General features: G+C 47.4%; 18 protein-coding genes. 1 reads left to right on the forward strand and 17 read right to left on the reverse strand.

The features are described 5' to 3' along the window. Positions 1–82: 82 nt before the first annotated feature. The 8 genes from pknB to gmk form a co-directional block, all read right to left on the reverse strand. Positions 83–2,092, reverse strand: coding sequence for a Stk1 family PASTA domain-containing Ser/Thr kinase (gene pknB, locus FC61_RS02870; protein WP_021741229.1), 2,010 nt, complete (start codon positions 2,090–2,092; stop codon positions 83–85). Beyond that, the gene (locus FC61_RS02875; protein ID WP_021741228.1) at positions 2,092–2,838 is read right to left on the reverse strand and encodes a Stp1/IreP family PP2C-type Ser/Thr phosphatase; all 747 of its coding nucleotides are present in this window, start codon (positions 2,836–2,838) and stop codon (positions 2,092–2,094) included. Before FC61_RS02875 ends, pknB begins: the two co-directional genes overlap by 1 nt. An 11-nt stretch (positions 2,839–2,849) precedes the next feature. Beyond that, on the reverse strand, positions 2,850–4,193 hold the full coding sequence (gene rsmB, locus FC61_RS02880; RefSeq protein WP_021741227.1) for a 16S rRNA (cytosine(967)-C(5))-methyltransferase RsmB: 1,344 nt from the start codon (positions 4,191–4,193) through the stop codon (positions 2,850–2,852). Beyond that, on the reverse strand, positions 4,193–5,137 hold the full coding sequence (gene fmt, locus FC61_RS02885) for a methionyl-tRNA formyltransferase (protein WP_021741226.1): 945 nt from the start codon (positions 5,135–5,137) through the stop codon (positions 4,193–4,195). Before fmt ends, rsmB begins: the two co-directional genes overlap by 1 nt. A 22-nt stretch (positions 5,138–5,159) precedes the next feature. After that, entirely contained in the window at positions 5,160–7,577 is a 2,418-nt protein-coding gene (gene priA / locus FC61_RS02890; protein WP_021741225.1) for a primosomal protein N', read from the reverse strand. Positions 7,578–7,588: 11 nt separating this feature from the next. After that, positions 7,589–8,800: a bifunctional phosphopantothenoylcysteine decarboxylase/phosphopantothenate--cysteine ligase CoaBC gene (gene coaBC / locus FC61_RS02895; RefSeq protein ID WP_021741224.1), complete on the reverse strand. Its 1,212-nt coding sequence runs from the start codon at positions 8,798–8,800 to the stop codon at positions 7,589–7,591. A 94-nt stretch (positions 8,801–8,894) separates the two neighbouring features. Further along, positions 8,895–9,110 (reverse strand): DNA-directed RNA polymerase subunit omega, encoded by a 216-nt coding sequence (gene rpoZ, locus FC61_RS02900; RefSeq protein ID WP_011667692.1) that lies wholly within the window; start codon positions 9,108–9,110, stop codon positions 8,895–8,897. A gap of 3 nt (positions 9,111–9,113) precedes the next feature. After that, positions 9,114–9,728 carry a guanylate kinase gene (gmk, locus tag FC61_RS02905; protein WP_057717081.1) on the reverse strand — a complete coding sequence of 205 codons (615 nt, stop codon included), beginning with the start codon at positions 9,726–9,728 and terminating at the stop codon, positions 9,114–9,116. Positions 9,729–9,994: 266 nt separating this feature from the next. Here gmk and FC61_RS02910 point away from each other — a divergent pair, with 266 nt between their 5' ends. Further along, the gene (locus FC61_RS02910; RefSeq protein WP_035464266.1) at positions 9,995–10,318 is read left to right on the forward strand and encodes a hypothetical protein; all 324 of its coding nucleotides are present in this window, start codon (positions 9,995–9,997) and stop codon (positions 10,316–10,318) included. Positions 10,319–10,367: 49 nt separating this feature from the next. On the opposite strand, the gene FC61_RS02915 is transcribed toward FC61_RS02910, so the two are convergent. From FC61_RS02915 to folD, 9 genes are all read right to left on the reverse strand, one after another. Further along, the gene (locus FC61_RS02915) at positions 10,368–10,829 is read right to left on the reverse strand and encodes a hypothetical protein (RefSeq protein WP_035464264.1); all 462 of its coding nucleotides are present in this window, start codon (positions 10,827–10,829) and stop codon (positions 10,368–10,370) included. A 119-nt stretch (positions 10,830–10,948) separates the two neighbouring features. Then, positions 10,949–13,021 (reverse strand): MSCRAMM family protein, encoded by a 2,073-nt coding sequence (locus tag FC61_RS02920; RefSeq protein ID WP_021741220.1) that lies wholly within the window; start codon positions 13,019–13,021, stop codon positions 10,949–10,951. Between the two features lie 240 nt (positions 13,022–13,261). Continuing rightward, complete coding sequence (gene recN / locus FC61_RS02925; protein ID WP_035464263.1) at positions 13,262–14,962, reverse strand: DNA repair protein RecN; 1,701 nt, start codon at positions 14,960–14,962, stop codon at positions 13,262–13,264. A gap of 76 nt (positions 14,963–15,038) precedes the next feature. Next, positions 15,039–15,494: an arginine repressor gene (locus tag FC61_RS02930; protein WP_011667696.1), complete on the reverse strand. Its 456-nt coding sequence runs from the start codon at positions 15,492–15,494 to the stop codon at positions 15,039–15,041. Positions 15,495–15,586: 92 nt separating this feature from the next. After that, a complete protein-coding gene (locus tag FC61_RS02935; protein WP_021741218.1) occupies positions 15,587–16,402 on the reverse strand; it encodes a TlyA family RNA methyltransferase in 816 nt (271 codons plus the stop codon). Next, entirely contained in the window at positions 16,403–17,305 is a 903-nt protein-coding gene (locus FC61_RS02940) for a polyprenyl synthetase family protein (RefSeq protein ID WP_021741217.1), read from the reverse strand. It abuts the gene before it with no gap. Then, a complete protein-coding gene (locus tag FC61_RS02945) occupies positions 17,295–17,540 on the reverse strand; it encodes an exodeoxyribonuclease VII small subunit (protein ID WP_011667699.1) in 246 nt (81 codons plus the stop codon). Before FC61_RS02945 ends, FC61_RS02940 begins: the two co-directional genes overlap by 11 nt. Then, positions 17,533–18,888, reverse strand: coding sequence for an exodeoxyribonuclease VII large subunit (gene xseA, locus FC61_RS02950; protein WP_021741216.1), 1,356 nt, complete (start codon positions 18,886–18,888; stop codon positions 17,533–17,535). The genes FC61_RS02945 and xseA overlap by 8 nt, the downstream gene beginning before the upstream one ends. Beyond that, positions 18,875–19,741 carry a bifunctional methylenetetrahydrofolate dehydrogenase/methenyltetrahydrofolate cyclohydrolase FolD gene (folD, locus tag FC61_RS02955; RefSeq protein WP_035464261.1) on the reverse strand — a complete coding sequence of 289 codons (867 nt, stop codon included), beginning with the start codon at positions 19,739–19,741 and terminating at the stop codon, positions 18,875–18,877. Before folD ends, xseA begins: the two co-directional genes overlap by 14 nt. Between the last annotated feature and the right edge of the window lie 80 nt (positions 19,742–19,821).

The following is a 19,821-nucleotide window of genomic DNA, read 5'->3' on the forward strand; positions in this document are numbered from 1 at the left end:
CTAGCCCATTTGCTCGTCACCATTAAAAAACTCAGTTCCCCTTTATTATAAAAGAACTGAGTCAGAATTGCAGGTGTTTTCCTTAATTTTTCGTCACATGACTATCAGATGCAATCACGTGGCCGTCACGAACCACTTTATAAGCTCCTGCTTTCCCTGATACGACCGTAAACGGTAACGTCACTGTTGTATCAGCGGTAATCGTCATTTGCTTATAAACGGTGTTTAGCGAATGATCCTGATCCTTTAAATAAATCTGAACCAGGTTGGACGTCGATGAGCTTGACGTGCTGTCATCAGTGCTATCACTACTACTGTCCGAGTCCCCCTCATCAAAAGGAATTTTTAGGGTGACGTTGAACTGATCCGTACTAGAACTGCTATCGGTCTGTTCACCACGTGACATAGTTAAGGTGACCTCATCACCCTCTTGAACGACGGCACCTTCACCCGGTGACTGGCGAATGACATGGCCCTTGGTCACATCACTGGAATACGTGTATTGAAAGGCCAAATTCAAGTTGTGCGCCGTTGCATAGTTTTGCGCTTGAACCTTAGTTTTATCCGTTAAGTCAGCCAATGTGACCGTTGCCGATCCCGTTGAAACCGTTAGCGTTATCGAGGTCCGTGAGGGTACCACCTGTTTACCAGCAGTCACGCTCTGCTGCATGATCTTTCCTGCTGGCACACTTGTTGAGTGCACAGACTCGCGATGAACGGTGAAGCCCAACGCTTCTAGTTTAGCTGCGGTACTGGCATACGAATCGCCTTGATAATTTGCTAGCTTATAGCGCTTAGGTCCCGTACTGATCCACAGATCCACGATGGTCTGCCGTTTCAACTGCGTCCCAAATCGCGGTTCGGTTTTCACGGCCCGGTTTACTTTGACCTTGGCACTTGCAGTCTTATGAACCGTTCCGACAGTCAAGTAAGCATCCCGCAAACGGCTCTTGGCTACCGCTTCCGTTTTTCCAGTGATGTTTGGCACATTGGTCATTTGCGGACGAAAAAGTCCCACACCAATCAAGACACCTAACAAAACCAATAACACCACTAGCCCAGCTAGTAAAAATTTTCGCCGGCGCGGGTGCCGCGTCTTCTTTCGCCCCTTGGGGGTTACCTTATGCTCAGTTGCCGGCGTGGCCGGAGCCGATTGGGTTGTCGTTGCTTGCTCAGTATCTGGCGCAACCGAGCTTAATGCATTGGCTGGCAAAACCTTGGTCTCCCCATCCTCTTCAACCGCTGGTGTAAATCGTACTTCACCCGCACGTTTAGGCGATAGTGCTGTCCGCAAGTCATCCGCCATGCTTAAGCTATCCGTATATCGATCGCTAGGACGCTTGGCAGTCGCTTTGAGCACCACATTCTCCAATGCTTGAGGAATCCGCGGATCAAGATCACGAACTGACGGGATTTCTGACTGGAAATGTTTCAAGGCAATGGACACGGCGGTCTCGCCTTCAAATGGCACCGTTCCGGTCAAAAGTTCATATAGAATAATTCCCAGCGAATAGATGTCAGATTGCTTCGTCACCATTCCGCCACGAGCTTGTTCTGGAGATAAATAGTGCACTGAGCCTAAAACCGTATTGGTCTGTGTCAGGTTATGCTCCGACAAGGCCACCGCGATCCCAAAATCGGTAATTTTAGCGACTTGATTCCGGTCAATCAAAATATTTTGCGGTTTCAGATCCCGATGAATAATATTATGCTCGTGAGCCGTTTTCACCGCACTTAGAATCTGCTCCATAATTTGAATGACTTCTTGATACGGAATTGGAAAGTGTTGCTTGATATATGCCTTGAGGTCAGTTCCTTCAACATATTCCATCACCAAATACTGCATCCCATTTTCTTCGCCCACATCGTAGACTTGTACAATATTGGGACTAACCAATTCGGTTGCCGCGAGTGCTTCACGCTGGAAACGCCGGATTGTGCCCGGATCATCCCGTAAGTCTAACCGCAACAATTTGACAGAAACATCCCGATTCAAAATAAGGTCGCGTGCTAAATAGACATTTGCCATGCCCCCCTCGCCCAGTGCTCGGACAATTCGGTAACGGCCATTTAATGTGTACCCCGTCCGCATTAGTCCACCACCTCCTGAGAGATGTTGGCAATGATTAAGACGGTGATGTTATCTAACCCGCCGGCTGCATTGGCTAATTCAATTAAGCGATCGCATTTTTCTGCCACCGACAGTGAACTCGTCAAGACTGCTTTAATCTGTTGGTCTTCTACCATGTTCGTCAGACCATCTGTACATAAAACCAATTGATCATCTAAGACCAAGGGGTAGGTTTTAAGATCAAACCGCGCATCATCAGAGATCCCCAAAGACCGAATAATCACATTTTTTTGTGGATGGTGGCGTGCCGCCTGTCGGCTAATTTCGCCGCGTTTTACCAGCTCATTGACCAACGAGTGGTCTTCTGTTAATTGACGCAGTTGGTCATCGCGGAGAAGATAGGCCCGTGAATCACCGATACTGGCAATCACCACTTCCTCAGCAAAATAAAGTGCCGCAACCAGTGTCGTTCCCATCCCATTGAGGTCAGCAAATTGATTAGATTTATCAATAATCGACTGATTTTCTGCCGTAATCTCTTTTGAAATCCACGTTCGAGCCGCTTCAGGAGTCGTTAAATCAGTCTGGACAAACTCATGGCCCAAGTGAGAAACCGCCATCGCACTAGCGACGTCGCCCCCTTGGTGCCCACCAATGCCATCGGCAACAATTGCCAGATGTTGTCCCGCCTGATTGGTAAAAACATCCACATAATCCTCGTTATCTGCCCGTTGCTGACCAATAGACGTTCGATACGCCACTTCCATTGTTGTCACTCCTATTTTTGCCGCCGAAAGGCACTGACAAAGAACCCGTCCGAATCAAAGTCATCTGGGTAAATCTTTAGCGTGTCAGTCGACCGATCGCTCTTAATATTCTGGGCAGTCGTCACCCGCATAGGCGAAAACTCTGGGTGGGTGGCTAGAAATTGGGCCACAACCTCATCGTTTTCAGTGTTCAGGATCGTACACGTGCTATAAACCAAAATACCATTGGGTTTTAACTTCTTGCTGACCGCGTTCAAAATATCCAATTGAACCCGTTGTAACTGCTGAATATCTTGGGGCGTTTTTTCATACCGGATTTCTGGTTTACGCCGGATCAATCCCAATCCAGAACAGGGCGCATCAACCAGAATACGATCAAATTGCTTCTTTGGAAATTGGTCATCAATCTTACGGGCATCCAAAGCTACGGCATCCACGCGATCAGTCACATGTAACCGTTCGGCGTTGGTCTCAATCAGCTTAACTTTCTTTTCATGCAGATCCAGGGCTGTCACCTTACCCCCGGAATGCGCATCCAGTTGTGCCGCAATTTGGGTGGTCTTACCACCTGGTGCCGCACACGCATCTAGGACCTGATCACCCGGGCGTAACTGTAAAGCCTCCACAGGCAACATAGCACTTTCATCTTGAATCGTAATGGCCCCATCAGCGAACAATGCACTCTGGTTAGCCGCTTTGTCGTCCAAACGAAAGGCATTGGCCGCTACCTGACTAGGCGTGACCTGATACCCTTCCGCTGCTAATGCAGCTTGTACCGCTTCAGCCGTGGTCACAGCCACGTTGGCGCGAATGGATTGGGCGGCAGGTTGATTGATCGTTGCTAAAATTTGCATCGTTTTGTCTTCGCCAACCTGTTCTTGAAGGGCTGTGATTAGCCAGGTTGGTACTGAATACTGCAAGCTCAGCCGTTCAATTGGGTCTTTAATTTGTGCCAAGTCTGGTAATCCCTGTCGATCAATGGCATGCAATACCCCGGTGACAAACCGACGGATACCTTCGTGTCCGCGATCCTTAGCTAATTGAATTGCTTCGTTAAAGATGGCGCGCTTGGGCACACGATCTAAATACAGTTCCTGATAGAGGGCCACCATTAGCGTCATCTTGACCCATGGCAAAACCTTTTGCTGAGGCTTAATAAATTTTGATAAATAGTATTCTAACGTTAATTGATGCTGGATCGTACCATACACCAAATTCGTCACGAACCGCCGATCAACATCACTTAATCGGTGGCTTTCCAAGGTTTGTTCGAGTTGCAAGTTAGAGTAAGCCCCACCGGCAACTCGCGTTAAAGCTTCTACTGCTAACGCTCTGGGCGTTTGATTTTTAGTCATTATTCTGCCACCTGTTCGCCGACGGTCAATGCGTCGGTCGTCCCATTCAAATAATCCGTAATACTGAGCTTAGGCTTTCCCGCTGGTTGGAGTTCATCTAAGCTTAAAACACCCTGTTCGCCAGTTGCAATTGCCAAATGATGCTTATCACGACTAACGACTGCGCCGGGCTGTAAGTCCGTTTTTTGGTCCAAAACGGTCACGTGCCAAAGTTTGGTCCGCACACCATTTAGATAAATATGTGCCGTTGGAAATGGACGTAAAGCCCGTACTTTACAGTCAATCATCCAGGCACTCAGGTTAATATCAACTCGCTCTTCTTCTGGTTTGATAGTCGGTGAAAAGCTCACTTGTGACTCGTCTTGTGGGACGGGGGTCAATTCACCAGCCAGTAGCTTAGGTAACGTTTCTAACAGTAAGTCACGGCCTAAATCACTAAGCTTGGCAAACATCGTCCCCACATCATCTTGATCCGTAATTGGGATGGCCCGTTGTGCCAGCACCGCCCCGGCATCCATTTTCTTTTCCATAAACATAATGGAAACCCCGGTCTCAGAATCGCCATTCATAATAGCATAATGCACCGGCGCACCACCGCGATACTTGGGTAACAAAGAGGCATGCACATTCACTGCCGCCACCTTAGCTGCTTTTAGCAATTTAGTCGGTAAGAATTGTCCAAAAGCGGCCGTCACGATTAAATCGGGAGCCAGCTCAATTGCCCGCGCCATTTCGGGACTACCGGAAATTTTTTCCGGTTGTAACACCTCAATGTCATGAGCGACGGCCACCTGTTTAACCGGAGAAGCCGTTAAAACGTGTTTTCTCCCAACACGACGATCGGGTTGGGTTACAACCGCTAACACATCATAACCGTTATCAATTAAGCTACTTAAAATGGGCGCCGAAAACTGAGGCGTTCCCATAAAAATTACTGAAGTCATCGTTCCACCATACTTTCTATCTTTACATAAAATTCATTGGTTCTGGATCAATTGTGACCGATAAGCCGTGACGGGCCGGAATCTGGGCCGCCTGACGAATCTGTTCCAAAACCGATTTTAATTGTGGTTCGTGTTTATACTTGATTACCACTTGATAATAATACTTCCGTTTAACCCGCGCAATTGCCTTAGGTGTTGGCCCTAGAACAATCGCGTTGGCACTGAGCCCCTTTTTAACCGCCGCCACAATTTGATACATCGCTTTAGCCGCCGTCGCTTCATCTTCATGACTAGCCGTGACCTGTACCGCAAAGTAATACGGCGGATAATTGCCCTGATGGCGCATATGCATTTCCGTGACAAAAAAGCGCTCGTAATCCTGGTCCTTGGCTAATTCAATGGCATAATGATCCGGATTAAATGTCTGAATGTAGACCTCTCCGGGTTTATCTGCACGACCGGCGCGGCCACTAACTTGCGTCAATAGCTGAAAGGTACGTTCACTCGCCCGGAAGTCCGGTAACCCCAATGCCGTATCGGCATTCAAAACACCAACGAGCGTAACATCCGGGAAGTCAAGTCCCTTGGCAATCATCTGCGTGCCCAACAAAATATCGGCCTCATGCTGGCCAAACTGCCGGAGAATCTTCTCATGAGCCCCTTTGCGACGCGTAGAATCAACATCCATTCGTAAAATCCGTGCAGTTGGTACCAACTGCTGTAAGGCCTGTTCCACTTTCTGTGTCCCGGTCCCATAATAACGAATTTTTCGGCTGTGACAGTTGGGACAGACGTGAGGAATCGCCTCTTCATGCCCACAGTAATGACACTTCATCGTGTGTGTATCCATGTGTAGCGTGAGTGAAATATCACAGTTAGGACATTTCAACACAAAGCCACAATCTCGACACATTACAAACGACGAGTAACCACGGCGATTTAGCATCAAGACCACTTGCTCATGCCGGTCTAATCGGGCTTGAATTGCGGTGAGTAGCGGTTCTGAAAAATCACTTTCTCCTTGTTGCTTTAGCGCCTCTCGCATGTCCACAACGTGCACCGTCGATAAGGGATGGTCATTGACCCGCTTAGCTAGCAATAGGCGCGTATACAACCCCTTAGAAGCCCGCGCTCGCGTTTCTAAAGAAGGGGTCGCACTTCCCAATACAACCGGGCAATGATGATAACGTCCCCGCCATAAAGCCACGTCGCGGGCATGGTAACGTGGATTTTCATCTTGCTTATAACTACTCTCATGTTCCTCGTCCATAATGATAATACCCAAATTCTTAACGGGCGCAAATACCGCCGATCGGGCACCAACAACAACTGTGGCTTCGCCGCGGTCAATCCGGCGCCATTCATCATACTGTTCGCCCTTTGATAGACCACTGTGTAAGACCGCCACTCGATGACCAAATCGGGCTTTAACCCGATTAACCATCTGCGGGGTTAACGCAATCTCAGGCACCAGCATGAGTGCCGTTCGGCCTTGATCTAAGGCTACCGCAATGCTTTGCAAATAAACTTCAGTTTTACCGCTGCCAGTGACACCTTCCACTAAAAAGTTTTGCGACTGTTGTTCATCAATTGCCTGCGTAATCGCCGTCACTGCAGTCTGTTGTGCCGTATTTAACGTTAATGGTGCCGTTGGGGTTACTGGCCGTTGGAATGGATCGCGGTACACCTCGATCGGTTGTTTGACCAACCAGCCCTTTGCTTCTGCTGCCGTAATCACGGCAGCACTCACGCCCGTATCATGACTCACACGACTTTGCGCGACTGGCGTCGTTGGCGACAGGGTTTGCAGGTAGGCCAACAGTTTAGCTTGCTTAGGGGCGCGTTTAACTACCGCGTCCTGATGGGCTTTCAGTTCATCAATTGACTGGGCCGGTAAAATGCCAGTCACCGTCTTAGCGGTTGCCTTGCTAGTCACTTGATACGTAACCTCAACCTTTCCAGCACGCTGCAACCGCAATAATCCAGCCATCGTCTTATCATCTAATTTACTCGTATCAAATTCGCGAGGAGCACCATCCGGAAAATACTGCGCCATCTCGGCCGGACTGAGTTCAGTTGTCGGCTTAATCTCGCGCGCCGTTTGGGCCTTGAGTAGATTCGGAAGCATCGTTTGAATACACGTGATTCGAAAGGCATACGTCTGGTCCGCCAACCAGTCCGCTAGTTGACGCAATTCCTCATTTAAAACCGGAGCTAGGTCTAAGACCGATGCAATCGGTTTTAACTGCCCATCAAAGTTCGTCCCATCACTAAGGCCAACCACAACCCCCGAAACAACCCGGTGTCCGCGACCAAATGGCACGGTTACGCGCATCCCTAATTGGACTTGTTGTTCCAATTCTGCCGGAATGGCATATGAATAAGGGTCGTTGGTCTGCATGGTGGGCACATCAACTAATACTTGACCAATTTGAGCCACGCGTTGTCACCTCACTTTGCTGCTAAAATAGTTGCGACCCGTGACACTAAGGCTTGGGCAATCACTCGTTTGCTGGTCTTAGGTGTTTGGTCCGTTACGCCGTCTGGCATGATGAAGGTCACCTGATTATCGTCACTGTTAAATCCAATATCTTGGCGAGAGACATCATTGGCAGCCAAAAGATCTAATTGCTTATCAGCCAGTTTCTTTTGACCATTAGCTAAAACCGCTTGGGTCTCAGCGGCAAAGCCCACGGTCACTTGATGTGGTTGTTTAATCGCCGCCACTTGCTTTAAAATATCAGGCGTCTTTTTTAACGTTAAAACCATCTCATCATTATCGGCCGTCTTCTTAATCTTCTGATCGGCTACCGTGACTGGCTGAAAATCAGCCACGGCAGCTGCCATGACTAATACATCCGCATTAGGAAACCGATCCAGTACAGCCGTCGCTAGTTCCGTTGTGCTTTGAATGTTTACGATGTCAACACCACTGGGAGCCGACAGTCCCGTTGGCGCTGTAATTAATGTGACTTTTGCGCCCGCCTGCTGGGCGGCAGCAGCCACAGCATAGCCCATCTTACCAGAAGAGTCATTCGTTAAGAACCGAACTGGATCTAATCGCTCGCGCGTCCCACCAGCAGTCACGATCACCCGCTTGCCAGCCAAGGTCTGGGGAGTAAATAGCGGTAGATCCGCTAGTTGCCGCACAATCTCAGCCGGGGCTAAAAATCGCCCTTGCCCAGAATAGCCTTCCGCTAACACACCAGTTGCTGGCGTTAATACGTGAACCCCATCTGTCATTAATTGCTGCCGATTCCGTTGTGTCGCTGGCGCTTGCCACATATGGGTGTTCATTGCCGGAACCACCACTTTCGGTGCCGCTGTAGCCAGCCACGTTGCACTCGCAGCATCATTCGCCAATCCATTCGCCAATTGAGCCATCAAATTGGCCGAAGCAGGTGCCGCAATCAGTAAATCTGTCCAATCGGCCCACTCAATATGCCGAATCTGACCATCCGCTTGCCACCAATTATCATCCGTCAACACGGTAGTTTTCGTCAGTGCCGCAAATGTTGCTGCCGTGACAAACTGGGCCGCCCCAGTCGTCAAAATCACACGCACCTGGGCACCAGCTCGTTGCAACTCTCGGGCCAGCGTTGCCGCCTTATAACTTGCCACACTCCCACTTACAATTAGTGTTATATGCTTACCTTCAAACATCGCGTTCCCTCCTACTACTCTGCTGACTATCTAGTGTCTTGATAAAAAAAGCCAGATTACCCAATGGCAACCTGGTCTTTACCGAACGCTTAAATTAAGCGTCTAAATCCTTTTCATCCGGATCAATCATCAATGCACCGGCCGCAATTTCTTCAAGCGCCCGACCAATTGTCTTGGGCGACTTGTAGTCGGTCAATAATGGCTTCGAACCAGCATCTAATTCATGTGCCCGTTTGCTAGCCAACATAATCAATGAATACCGTGAATCCACTTGTGCTAATAAATCATCAACTGAGGGATATAGTAACATTTTTTATTCGTCTCCAATCATTTGTTCATAATCTGGCATCACCCGTGTCACCCGCAGTCGTTCACTCCGGATGATCATTTGAATCCGTTCAACGGCCTGACTAACCTCATCATTGACAACGGCATAGTCATAGTTGCGCATCATTTGAATTTCACCAACCGCTTTTTTAATGCGCTTGTTGATGACATCCATTGCGTCCGTTCCCCGACCAATTAGACGATGTTTTAATTCCATCAAATCCGGTGGCGTCAAGAACACAAAAACAGCATCGGGACAATTAGCCCGCACCTGCATCGCACCGTTAACTTCGATCTCCAAAAAAACATCTTTGCCTTGGTCGAGAGTCTCATTAACATATTTTAACGGGGTACCATAGTAGTTGTCAACATACTTGGCATCCTCCAACATCTGTCCAGTCCGAATATTTTCTTCAAACTCTTCTTTCGAGACAAAGTAGTAGTCAACCCCGTTGACCTCGCCCTCGCGCGGTTGCCGCGTCGTCATCGAAATCGAATAGGAAAAATCCGTTGCTCCCGTATCGAACAAAGCCTTTCGCACCGTTCCTTTACCTACACCGGAAGGACCAGAAAGCACAATGAGCATTCCACGTTTAGCCATCGTTTAAAAATCCCTTCATCATAAAAATTAATTAAGTGTGTGATTGGAAATGACTCATCAGTCAAACCTACCACACCTATGTAACCGAAATAATCACGCAAACTTTAATCTATAGGATACTATATTACCACTATTTGTTAATAATTACTGCATCTCCTTCCCCATTTTCGTAAAAAACTGTTAAAAAGTTTTTACGGAAAAAGGCTTGCATTTACAAACGTGTGTTCGTATAATAAAAATACAAACAAATGTTCGAGGTGATCAACATGCAAAATCCAATCGTTAATCGGCCCACCCTCTCTGATCGGGTCGCCACTGTTTATCAAGAAATGTTTAGTGCTTTGCCCGTCATTAATGGGCAGCTCGTTTATCCACAAATGCCAATGACTCAGCTTAGTTACTTTTCTCAACAGGCGATTACTCGCCACTATTTGGTGCAGTTGCAATTTAAAGCGGCTACCAACGTGGCACCCACAACCGTTGTTGGTCACTTACAACAGGATGCTTTCGGTCATCTCATTTTAAGACAAACCAATCAGGTCACTACAATTGTCACCCTTGAGCTATTGCGCTCGATTCAACGGTGTTAACCCAAATTGGCAGCTAAGCCCCGTGAGACTTAGCTGCCAATTTTTGGTTCTAATGAACATCCCCCGACAACACCTGAGCAGCGTGAGGAATCTGGTCAAACGTTAAATCATAGCCGTTGATGTCATGGCCTTGACGAATTTGTTTAACAAACAGGGTCCCTCGATTCTCCTTCACATAGAAGATACCACCCCGCACTTTGACGCTGTGATATCCTTGTGCGTTTCGTTTTCCCCAGGTAAAAGTTCCTGCTGTTACGTGGGAACTTAGTCGATAAGTCACCTGGTTGTGTGGCTGCCAATGTTCGTGTTCGTAGTATCCACCACCAAAAGTGAACGTGGTTGCTGTCATTTTAACGCGGTACTGTAAGGCCTCCGGTTGAAACCAGCTTCCACGATAGACATTCGGTATGACGGTCGTCTGCGATTGTGCAGTTACCCCAATTGACAACGCCGATATCCAAATCAGGCCCACCATCAAGAGTAATCCCAAGCTTAGTTTACGCCACTTCATTATTAACATCCCCCAATGCTTTATCATTCATATAATGAAGTGTACTCGTCATTGTGGGGTACCATAGACTAAAGGCTGCTGGTTCGATAAATAACCGAACCAGCAGCCTTTTTTGTTAGTTATCCGTTATGTGTCCGCCGCCATTGCCAAATGCTTAAGCTGATTCCAAAAAGGCCTAATCCAATTAACATCACAAATAGGCTCTGTTCTTCATTAGTCTGTGGTAAAGACCGATTGGTGGAACGTCTCTTTTGAGGCGCAGTCCTGGTTAACCTAGTTGCTGAAGAACTAGATGTGCTAGTGCTCGACAACGCATCTGCCGCTAAACCTGACTGAAGTAATGCCGCCCGCTCACTAGGTGTCGTTGAGCTAATTTTCGCAACCGATTTAGAACTAGTAGATGAGTTGGCTACTGATCCCGACTCGAACGAGCTAGAAGATACTGAGCTCAGTTCTGAGCTAGAAGTTGAGCTGATATTTGAATTGGAAGTCGAACTCGGTTCAGAACTAGATATCGAACTGACACTTGAGCTCGAAGTCGAGCTTGGTTCCGAGCTAGATGATGAGCTAACGCTCGAACTCGGCTCCGAGCTAGACGATGAGCCAGCGTTTGAACTTGAAGTTAATTCCGAGCTGTTTGAAGAACTACTGGAAGTCACCGCTCCGTTGGTTACATCTGTCTGACCCACCGTAATCGGTTCAGTCTCATTTCCAGTCACTGTGAACGAGACGGGATCAGTGTTAACCGCATATCCGTTAGGCGCGGTATCTTCCAAGAATTTATAGGTACCTGGTGCCAAGTTGCTAACCGTGATCTGGCCATTACTATCCGTGCTCAACGGCCCCTGATATAAGGAACCATCATTATTTAGTAGGTTATAGCTAGCCCCCGCCAATACTTCTCCAGAAGTTGCATCCGTCTTGGTTAAAATCACCGAATTTTTCTGGTCACTTTGTGTCACAGCATGGTTAGTCTCAAGATCCGAAGTCGCAATCGAAAATTGAACGGGGTTTTGATTTATCAAATAACCGCTAGGTGCTTTCGTTTCCACAAACTGATAATCGCCGGTCTCCAACCCAATCGCCTTGATTTGCCCGTTACTATCCGTGGTTAACCCAGTCTGATAATCTTCAAACACCCCAACACTATTCTTCTTTTGTAATGTATAAACAGCACCACTCAACATCTTGGCTGTGTCCGTAGCATCTGTCTTGGTTAACGTCGCACTGCCAATATAACTCCCGTCTACTGTGGCACTGCCGCCCCATTGAACATTCTTTTGGGCATCTCCGGTCGTTCCAGTCGTCGTTCCAGAACCACCGCTACTTGCATTACCACTATCTCCACTCGTTGCATTTAAGCCAACGTAATTGCTAAAGTTACCCTGCGTTAATCCCGCTAAGTTAGCCGTATTCACTGAAACTGGATACGTGAGTGAAATCTCACTGGTCACATTTTTAAAGACCATTGTAACCTCTGAACCATTAACTGTCACCGTTGGCGTAACCGTCTTCCCCGCTGCATCAGTAGCACTCACTGGTCCAACGTATGTCTGATTGCCACCAATATCATCAGTCAACGTAACCGTACCTAGATCCTTGTTCTCAGAATTAAACGCGATATTCCATATGACTTCTTCTGGTATTCCGTCACTATTGTAGTTAGTAACCCACCCATTCTTCGTTATGATCGGTGTACTGCCACTATTATCGTTGGTGCTGTCGCCAGTTCCTGTAACCTGAAAGGTCATTTCACCAGAACGACCAACGTTCGTACTTGCCAGTTTATTGTTAAAGGTGATAGTCCCCGCTGAACTTTTATCCTTTTGGAGTTCGAAATTACCAACGGTCGTCGGTAATGTCTTGGTTTTCACCGGAAAACCCACATAACCATGTGCCGCAGTGGTTGGCAACGTCACACTAGCCGTATCCCCATCCGTAACCATCACATTATCATCGATCGACCACGTATAAGTTAACCGATAATTTTGTCCCTCTTCAAGCTTGCTATCAAGCGCAATTTTGGTCCACACATTGTCGCCCGTTTGTTCTTCAATTTTACTTGGCGCATTTAGCCCCGTTGTTTGATCAGTAATATTAGTTGCTGCTTTAGCGGCTGGCAATTGCCCACTAAAGAGTATCAAAAAGGCTAAGACAAGTCCCAGTCCGCCTAGTCCCAATTTTTTCCACATATTTTACACCTCTCACTCAATCTGTCACACACATTAATTCTAGTATAACTCAAATAACGAATAAATCGACGTAAATTATAAGATTACTTTTACATGCTGTGAACTAACAAAAAACGAATCCACGAAAAGGGTCTGAGACTAGTATCTCAGGCCCTCAACTAGCATATCTAATTTCTAGGCAACATCTGTTGCTCCCACAACGACAGGTCTTTGATAAGCGAGTCAATTGTTTATAACCCTTTAACCATCTGCTTGCTGTTTCGTTTCTGCGGCCAATGCCAACAATTCATTAGCATGCTCCAAAGCGAGCTTAGTGACTTGGGTCCCCGCTGACATCCGTGCTAGCTCGTGAACGCGATCGGCTTCATTTAGCCGCGCTAATTTCGTTTCAGTCCGATCACCCACGATTTCCTTAGCAATAAAGTAATGATGGTCCGCCATTGCGGCCACTTGTGGCAGGTGCGTAATACATAGAACTTGTGACGCCCGCGCAATACCGCTAATTTTTTCGGCAATCGCCTGCGCAACACGGCCACTTACCCCAGTATCTACTTCGTCAAAGATAATGCTGGTGATTCCTTGTGACTCGGAAAAGATGGTCTTAAGGGCCAACATAATCCGTGACAATTCCCCACCGGATGCAATCTTGGCCAGTGGCCGCATAGCTTCTCCCGGATTGGTTTGCAGATAAAATTCCACATGATCCAACCCCGTACTCAAAATGGACTTTGATCGCGTAAAGTGAACAGTAAACACCGTCTTATCCATATAAAGATCCGCTAATTCACCATGAATGGCGGTTTCCAATTGTTCCGCAGCTCGCTGGCGTCCTTGACTCAACTGTTCGCCCAGCTTTAATAGCGACGATTGTTGAGCAGCCACTTGACTCTCCAAACCATCAGCCGTTTCATCAGTCGCCTGCATTTGCTTCAATTCAGCAGCAATTTTATCATAATATCGCAAAACTTGGTCCTCAGAATCGCCATACTTACGTTTTAGCTGATTGATAACATCTAATCGCCGTTCAATTTCATCAAGGCGTCCCTCATCCCACTCCAATAAGTCTAACTGAGAAGAAACGTCGCCCACGGCATCGCTTAGCGCATAATACGCGGTTTCTAAGCTACTAGCAATCTGATTAAAGGCCGGATCAAAATCCGCAATGCCTTGCATCGCCTGCATGGCTTCACCAATCTGATCATTGGCACCCGGTGCCGCGTCCTCACCGGTCAAGATGACCTGAGAACGCTGCAAGGCATCATTGATTTTTTGAAAGTTATCTAATCGGTCTCGTTCAGCAACTAACTCATCTTCTTCACCAGAACGTAACTGCGCAGCCGCAATTTCTTTAACCTGAAATTGGAGCATGTCTAAATGCTGGGCCCACTCTTTTTCGTTGGCTCGCTTGTGTTCAAGCGTCGCCTGCAGTTGTGTGTAGTGTTGATAGATTTTCTGATATTGGGTTCGTAATTTGGCAACGTTGGCCCCCGCAAACTCATCCAACATCCCCAAATGCTTTTCTGGTTGCATCAGTTCCTGATGTTCATTTTGACCATGAATATCCACCACGGTCTCGCCAATTCGTTTCAACGTATTCGTATTGACTAACATGCCATTCACTCGACACGTATTGCGCCCGTTTTGATGAATCTCGCGTTGTAAGATGACATTACCATCATCATGGTCAATTCCCAGTTCATCTAAGACCTGGTAAGTTGTCCCATCAGCCGGAAAAACAAAGCTCCCTTGAATCACTGCCTTATCAGTGCCCGTCCGTACAAAATTCGCCGAACCGCGACCACCGGCTAATAAACCAACTGCATCAATAATAATGGACTTACCAGCCCCCGTTTCACCGGTCAGTACCGTCATGCCATTCTTAAAAGTCACATCTAAATGGTCAATAATGGCAAAATTCTTAATGGACAATTCTTGTAACACGTTTCGCCCTCCTAGAATAAAAGACCACAACTGCTTCGTCAGCATGTGCTGGTCAGTCAGTCGTGGTCTCAAATCATCAATCCGCAAGCATACGGTCGATTGTCTTTTCCAATTGTAAAGCACCTTGATGAGAAACACAAATCGTCAGAACCGAGCTATCGTCACCCACCGTTCCAAATACAAACTCGTACCGCATCTGATCAAGTAAAGACGCAATGACCGGACCGTTACCTGGTAACACCTTCAAAATCGTAAACTGATCTTGCACAGCAAAGGATATGTAGGCATTTTGGAGTGTTCGCTGTAATTTCTTTTGTGTATCAATCTTTTTCTGGACGGGTAAGCTGTAACGGTACCCACCTGATTCGGCTGGCAGTTTAACCAGCTGCATCTCTTTGATATCCCGTGAAATTGTGGCCTGCGTGACGTGAATACCATCTTCACTTAATAAGCGCACAAAATCCTCTTGGCGTTCAATTTCCCGTGATGTTAATAATCGTTTGAGTAGCTGCTGGCGTTCTTGCTTCTTCATACCTAGCCCCCCTTATGTGATAAAAATGCATAATCTTATCATATACCAGAGCTTAGGTTTTGGAAAGTAAATTCTCATAAATTTCTCATAATCTAGTGTTTTAGGTCTTTATATGCTGCATCAATGGTCGCAGCCACCGAGACTGTATTTGCACAAACTGCATGTTTATCAACTGATTGTAAGTGAACCAAGAATTCAATATTACCTTCGCCACCACGAATCGGCGAAAAGTCTAAGCCCAATACGCTATATCCCGTTGCTACTGCAAAATCAATGATCGTTTGGACCACCTGCTCATGCACCGCGCGGTCACGTACAATTCCATGGTTCCCGACATCCTCACGACTAGCCTCAAATTGTGGCTTAATCAAGGCCACGACATCGCCGCCCACCGCTAAAATTTGTTTTAATGGTGGCAGAATAAGCTTGAGTGAGATAAAGGAAACGTCAATTGAGGCAAAGGTCGGTTGACCTTTCGTAAAATCAGCTAACTGACTATACCGAAAATTAGTATGTTCCATCACAATGACCCGTGGGTCCTGCCGTAACTTCCAAACTAACTGATTACTGCCCACATCGAGCGCGTAACTCAATTGCGCACCGTTCTGTAACATGACATCGGTAAACCCACCCGTTGAAGAACCGATATCCAAAACAGTTCGGTCAGTGACGTCAATTTTAAAGACTTCTAAGGCCTTAGCTAACTTAAAGCCACCGCGAGACACATAGGGCAATGGGTGACCCTTTAAATGTAGTTCCGTATCAATTGGGATTAATGAGCCTGGTTTATCCAACCGTTCTTCATTTTTTCCTAGAATCTCACCGGCCATAACCGCCCGTTTAGCTTCATCTAATGACGTGAATAGGCCCTGTTCTAATAAGAGATCCGCAACCCGCTTTTTTTTCATTTAGTTCACCCGTTCCGTATCAAAATAACTGAAGAAAGCCGATAAATCATCCCGCTGAGTTGACGTGGGTAAGCCTTGTAACGCGGCTTGACCACTGTGGATCGTATCAATTAGTGCCTGATTGGCGCCAATCAATCCCAGCTTACCAGGATACGTATTCTTAGCTTCATCCGCATCCTTTTGCGTTGCCTTACCCATTTCAGCAGGTGAACTGACCACATCTAAAATGTCGTCATAGATTTGAAAAGCTAGGCCGAATGCATCCGCAAATTGTAAATAGGCGGGCCACTGCGCTTCAGGTGCTTGACCTAGAATCAAGCCGGCTTGCACCGCATAGTGTAAAAGCGCACCCGTCTTTTCCTTGTGCAAAACACGCAATTGGGATAAAGGCAAATTAACGTGCTCAGATTGAATATCTTTGGCTTGTCCAGCAACCATCCCACTAGGACCAGCAGCTGTCGCTAAGGCTTGTACCAAAGCCGCCTGCATTGTCGCCGGTAGGTCAGTAGCCGTCAACCACTGAAACGCTAGCGTCAACAAACCATCACCCGCTAAAGTCGCCATACCAGCTCCAAATTTAACGTGATTAGTTGGCTCTCCTCTGCGTAATGCATCATTGTCCATCGCAGGTAAATCATCGTGGATCAACGAATACGTATGCAACAACTCTAGTGCCATCACTGGTCGCCAATGGCGTTCTGGCACAAAGGTCACGCCCAACGACCGCATCGTTGCCACGGTTAGTAACGGTCGCAGCCGTTTGCCCCCAGCTAAAACTGAATAGGTCATTGCCGCCGCTAATTGGGCATCCTGGCTATCGGCCAAGATGGCCTGCTTTAACGGTGCATTTAATGCTGGCACCCATTGATCTTCAAATGCGGTTAACCGTGCATTAATCGGCATCACCCGTGCCTCCTTGTGGCGTTTCAAAAGCCACCTCTTGATCGGAATCATTCATCATCGTCGTTAACGTCTTCTCGGCATCCTGCAAGGTTGTTTGTAACTCCTTACTCAGAGCCACGCCCTTTTGAAATTGGGTTAAGGCCTGTTCCAACGGGATATCACCTTGTTCCAACTGAGCGACAATCGTTTCTAACGTAGCTAAATTTTCTTCAAAGGTTGGTTGTTCTTCACTCATGTGTCTTTTCCTCCGATGCTGGTGTAATCGTCTTAATCTCTGCGCTGGCCGTTCCATCGCTTAGATGGACCATTGCCGGCCCCGGCTGTAATTGCTGAACGGATCGGACCACGTGGTCATCTTGTGTCACATAACTATAACCCCGGCCCATGATTTTTAACGGACTCAAATAATCCAAGCCATTGATCAGCTGACCCACGTGTTCTTGTTTAGCGGTCACATACCGTCGAGCCTCCGTTGCTAACCGCGTTGCCGTTTGTTGCACCACTAGTTGATTGCGTTGAACCCGAGCCAACGGTGATCGGCTAGCTAAGGCCTGCTGAGCTAACTGGAACTGCTGTTGCCGTTGGGTAACTAGGTCTTGCATATTCCGCCCCAGCGCCTGTTGTGCCCGATCAAGCCGCTGTACGTACGTTTCATATAACCGTTGTGGTTGCCGGAAAACATAAGCCGTCATTAACTTATTGAGTCGTTCTTGCTGAAAATTAATGCGATTAGCCATGGCATTTAAAAGCCGGGTTCGCTGCTGCTGTAACTTGAGCAACTCATCGCTAAGAACGGGCACTGCCAGCTCAGCTGCCGCCGTCGGAGTCGCCGCCCGGACATCTGCCACCAAATCTGCAATGGTCGTATCTGTCTCATGACCCACCGACGAAATGACCGGGAGTTGGCTCGCTGCAATCGCTCGGGCCACCCGTTCTTCATTAAATGGCCACAAATCTTCAATTGAGCCACCACCACGACCAATAATCAACGTGTCAAATGACTGAGCCGCATTCGCCCGTTGAATCTGCCGAACAATATCATCGGCCGCCGCATCTCCCTGCACAACCGCCGGATACAAGACAATCTGTACGATGGGAAACCGTCGCCGGGTCGTGGTGATAATATCACGAATGACTGCCCCACTAGGACTGGTCACCACCGCAATTCGTTTAGGAAAACGGGGTAATGGCCGTTTAGGTGCGGTGAACAAGCCTTCTGCGGCTAATTTGCGCTTTAACTGTTCATAGGCTTGATACAACTGACCAACACCATCTGGCTCCATTCGTTCCACATAGATTTGGTAACTACCACTGGGTTCATACAGTGAAATTCGCCCCGTAACTAAGACTTTCATGCCCGTTTCCGGCGTGAATTTTAATTTTTCAAATGCTGATTTAAACATAATCGCACTAATTTTAGCGTGGTCATCCTTCAAACTAAAATACTGATGCGCATGTGGTCGTAACCGAAAATTTGAAATTTCACCGGTTAGATAAACTTTACCCAAATACGGGTCCACATCAAATTTGCGCTTTAAATATTGGGTCAGTGCTGTGACCGTTAAATAATCAGTTGTTGCCACGTTGCTCACTCCACTCACATAAGTCGACCGTTTGTTGCATCAAAGTCGCAATTGTCATTGGGCCAACGCCGCCGGGGACTGGTGTAATCGCGGCCACTCGTGGTGCGACATTGTCAAAATCAACATCCCCAGTCAATTTGCCATTCTCATCGCGATCCATCCCGACATCAATAACGACTGCACTCGGCTTCACATCAGTCGCCTTAATCAGATGAGTCACGCCCGTTGCCACAACGAGTACGTCAGCTGTGCGTGTTAAATCACTCAAGTGTTGGGTATGCACGTGAGCCACGCTAACCGTCATATCAGCATTCAGGAGCATCGCAGCCATTGGCCGACCCACAATTAAACTACGCCCCACCACAACTGCTCGTTTTCCGCGCAAGTGCATGGGCAAAGTCGCTAACATGGTCATAATTCCACGAGGCGTGCACGATACGGGATACTTTCCGGGTAAGTTAGCAAATAGCCGGCCAACATTTAAGGGATGAAACCCATCGACATCCTTTTGGGGATCAATCGCCGCTACAATTGCTTGTTCATCCAGTCCTGCCGGTAATGGCGACTGAACCAGAATACCGTGAATCGTGGGATCAGCGTTATACGCCATAACGATTTGTGTCAATTCCGCCTGGGTTGTCGTGGCTGGTAGCTCCCGAACAACTGACTTGATCCCTAATTTCAAAGCTTTCTTATGCTTATTACGAACATAGATGGCACTGGCAGGATCATCCCCCACCACAATAACGGCCAATCCTGGTACGATGTCACGTTTCTTAAGTGCCGAAACTCGTGTAGCTGTTTGCGCATTTAGGTCTTTTGCTATCTGCTTTCCGTCAATGATGGTCGTCATAAAGCGCGTCCTCCCACTGTGTTTTAAAATTATCTTCCATTTTAGCATAGTTACTCTGAAAACGGGAATGCCGCTAATGG

The organism is Levilactobacillus brevis ATCC 14869 = DSM 20054 (genome assembly GCF_001433855.1).
In the GTDB taxonomy this organism is placed as follows: Bacteria; Bacillota; Bacilli; order Lactobacillales; family Lactobacillaceae; genus Levilactobacillus; species Levilactobacillus brevis.

What these genes read in the sequence shown, in the direction of transcription:
- pknB (WP_021741229.1), bottom strand. Translation starts at nt 2,092, where the DNA reads ATGCGGACGGGGTACACATTAAATGGCCGTTACCGAATTGTCCGAGCA.
- FC61_RS02875 (WP_021741228.1), bottom strand. Translation starts at nt 2,838, where the DNA reads ATGGAAGTGGCGTATCGAACGTCTATTGGTCAGCAACGGGCAGATAAC.
- rsmB (WP_021741227.1), bottom strand. Translation starts at nt 4,193, where the DNA reads ATGACTAAAAATCAAACGCCCAGAGCGTTAGCAGTAGAAGCTTTAACG.
- fmt (WP_021741226.1), bottom strand. Translation starts at nt 5,137, where the DNA reads ATGACTTCAGTAATTTTTATGGGAACGCCTCAGTTTTCGGCGCCCATT.
- coaBC (WP_021741224.1), bottom strand. Translation starts at nt 8,800, where the DNA reads ATGTTTGAAGGTAAGCATATAACACTAATTGTAAGTGGGAGTGTGGCA.
- rpoZ (WP_011667692.1), bottom strand. Translation starts at nt 9,110, where the DNA reads ATGTTACTATATCCCTCAGTTGATGATTTATTAGCACAAGTGGATTCA.
- gmk (WP_057717081.1), bottom strand. Translation starts at nt 9,728, where the DNA reads ATGGCTAAACGTGGAATGCTCATTGTGCTTTCTGGTCCTTCCGGTGTA.
- FC61_RS02910 (WP_035464266.1), top strand. Translation starts at nt 9,995, where the DNA reads ATGCAAAATCCAATCGTTAATCGGCCCACCCTCTCTGATCGGGTCGCC.
- FC61_RS02915 (WP_035464264.1), bottom strand. Translation starts at nt 10,829, where the DNA reads ATGAAGTGGCGTAAACTAAGCTTGGGATTACTCTTGATGGTGGGCCTG.
- FC61_RS02920 (WP_021741220.1), bottom strand. Translation starts at nt 13,021, where the DNA reads ATGTGGAAAAAATTGGGACTAGGCGGACTGGGACTTGTCTTAGCCTTT.
- FC61_RS02930 (WP_011667696.1), bottom strand. Translation starts at nt 15,494, where the DNA reads ATGAAGAAGCAAGAACGCCAGCAGCTACTCAAACGATTATTAACATCA.
- FC61_RS02935 (WP_021741218.1), bottom strand. Translation starts at nt 16,402, where the DNA reads ATGAAAAAAAAGCGGGTTGCGGATCTCTTATTAGAACAGGGCCTATTC.
- FC61_RS02940 (WP_021741217.1), bottom strand. Translation starts at nt 17,305, where the DNA reads ATGCCGATTAATGCACGGTTAACCGCATTTGAAGATCAATGGGTGCCA.
- FC61_RS02945 (WP_011667699.1), bottom strand. Translation starts at nt 17,540, where the DNA reads ATGAGTGAAGAACAACCAACCTTTGAAGAAAATTTAGCTACGTTAGAA.
- folD (WP_035464261.1), bottom strand. Translation starts at nt 19,741, where the DNA reads ATGACGACCATCATTGACGGAAAGCAGATAGCAAAAGACCTAAATGCG.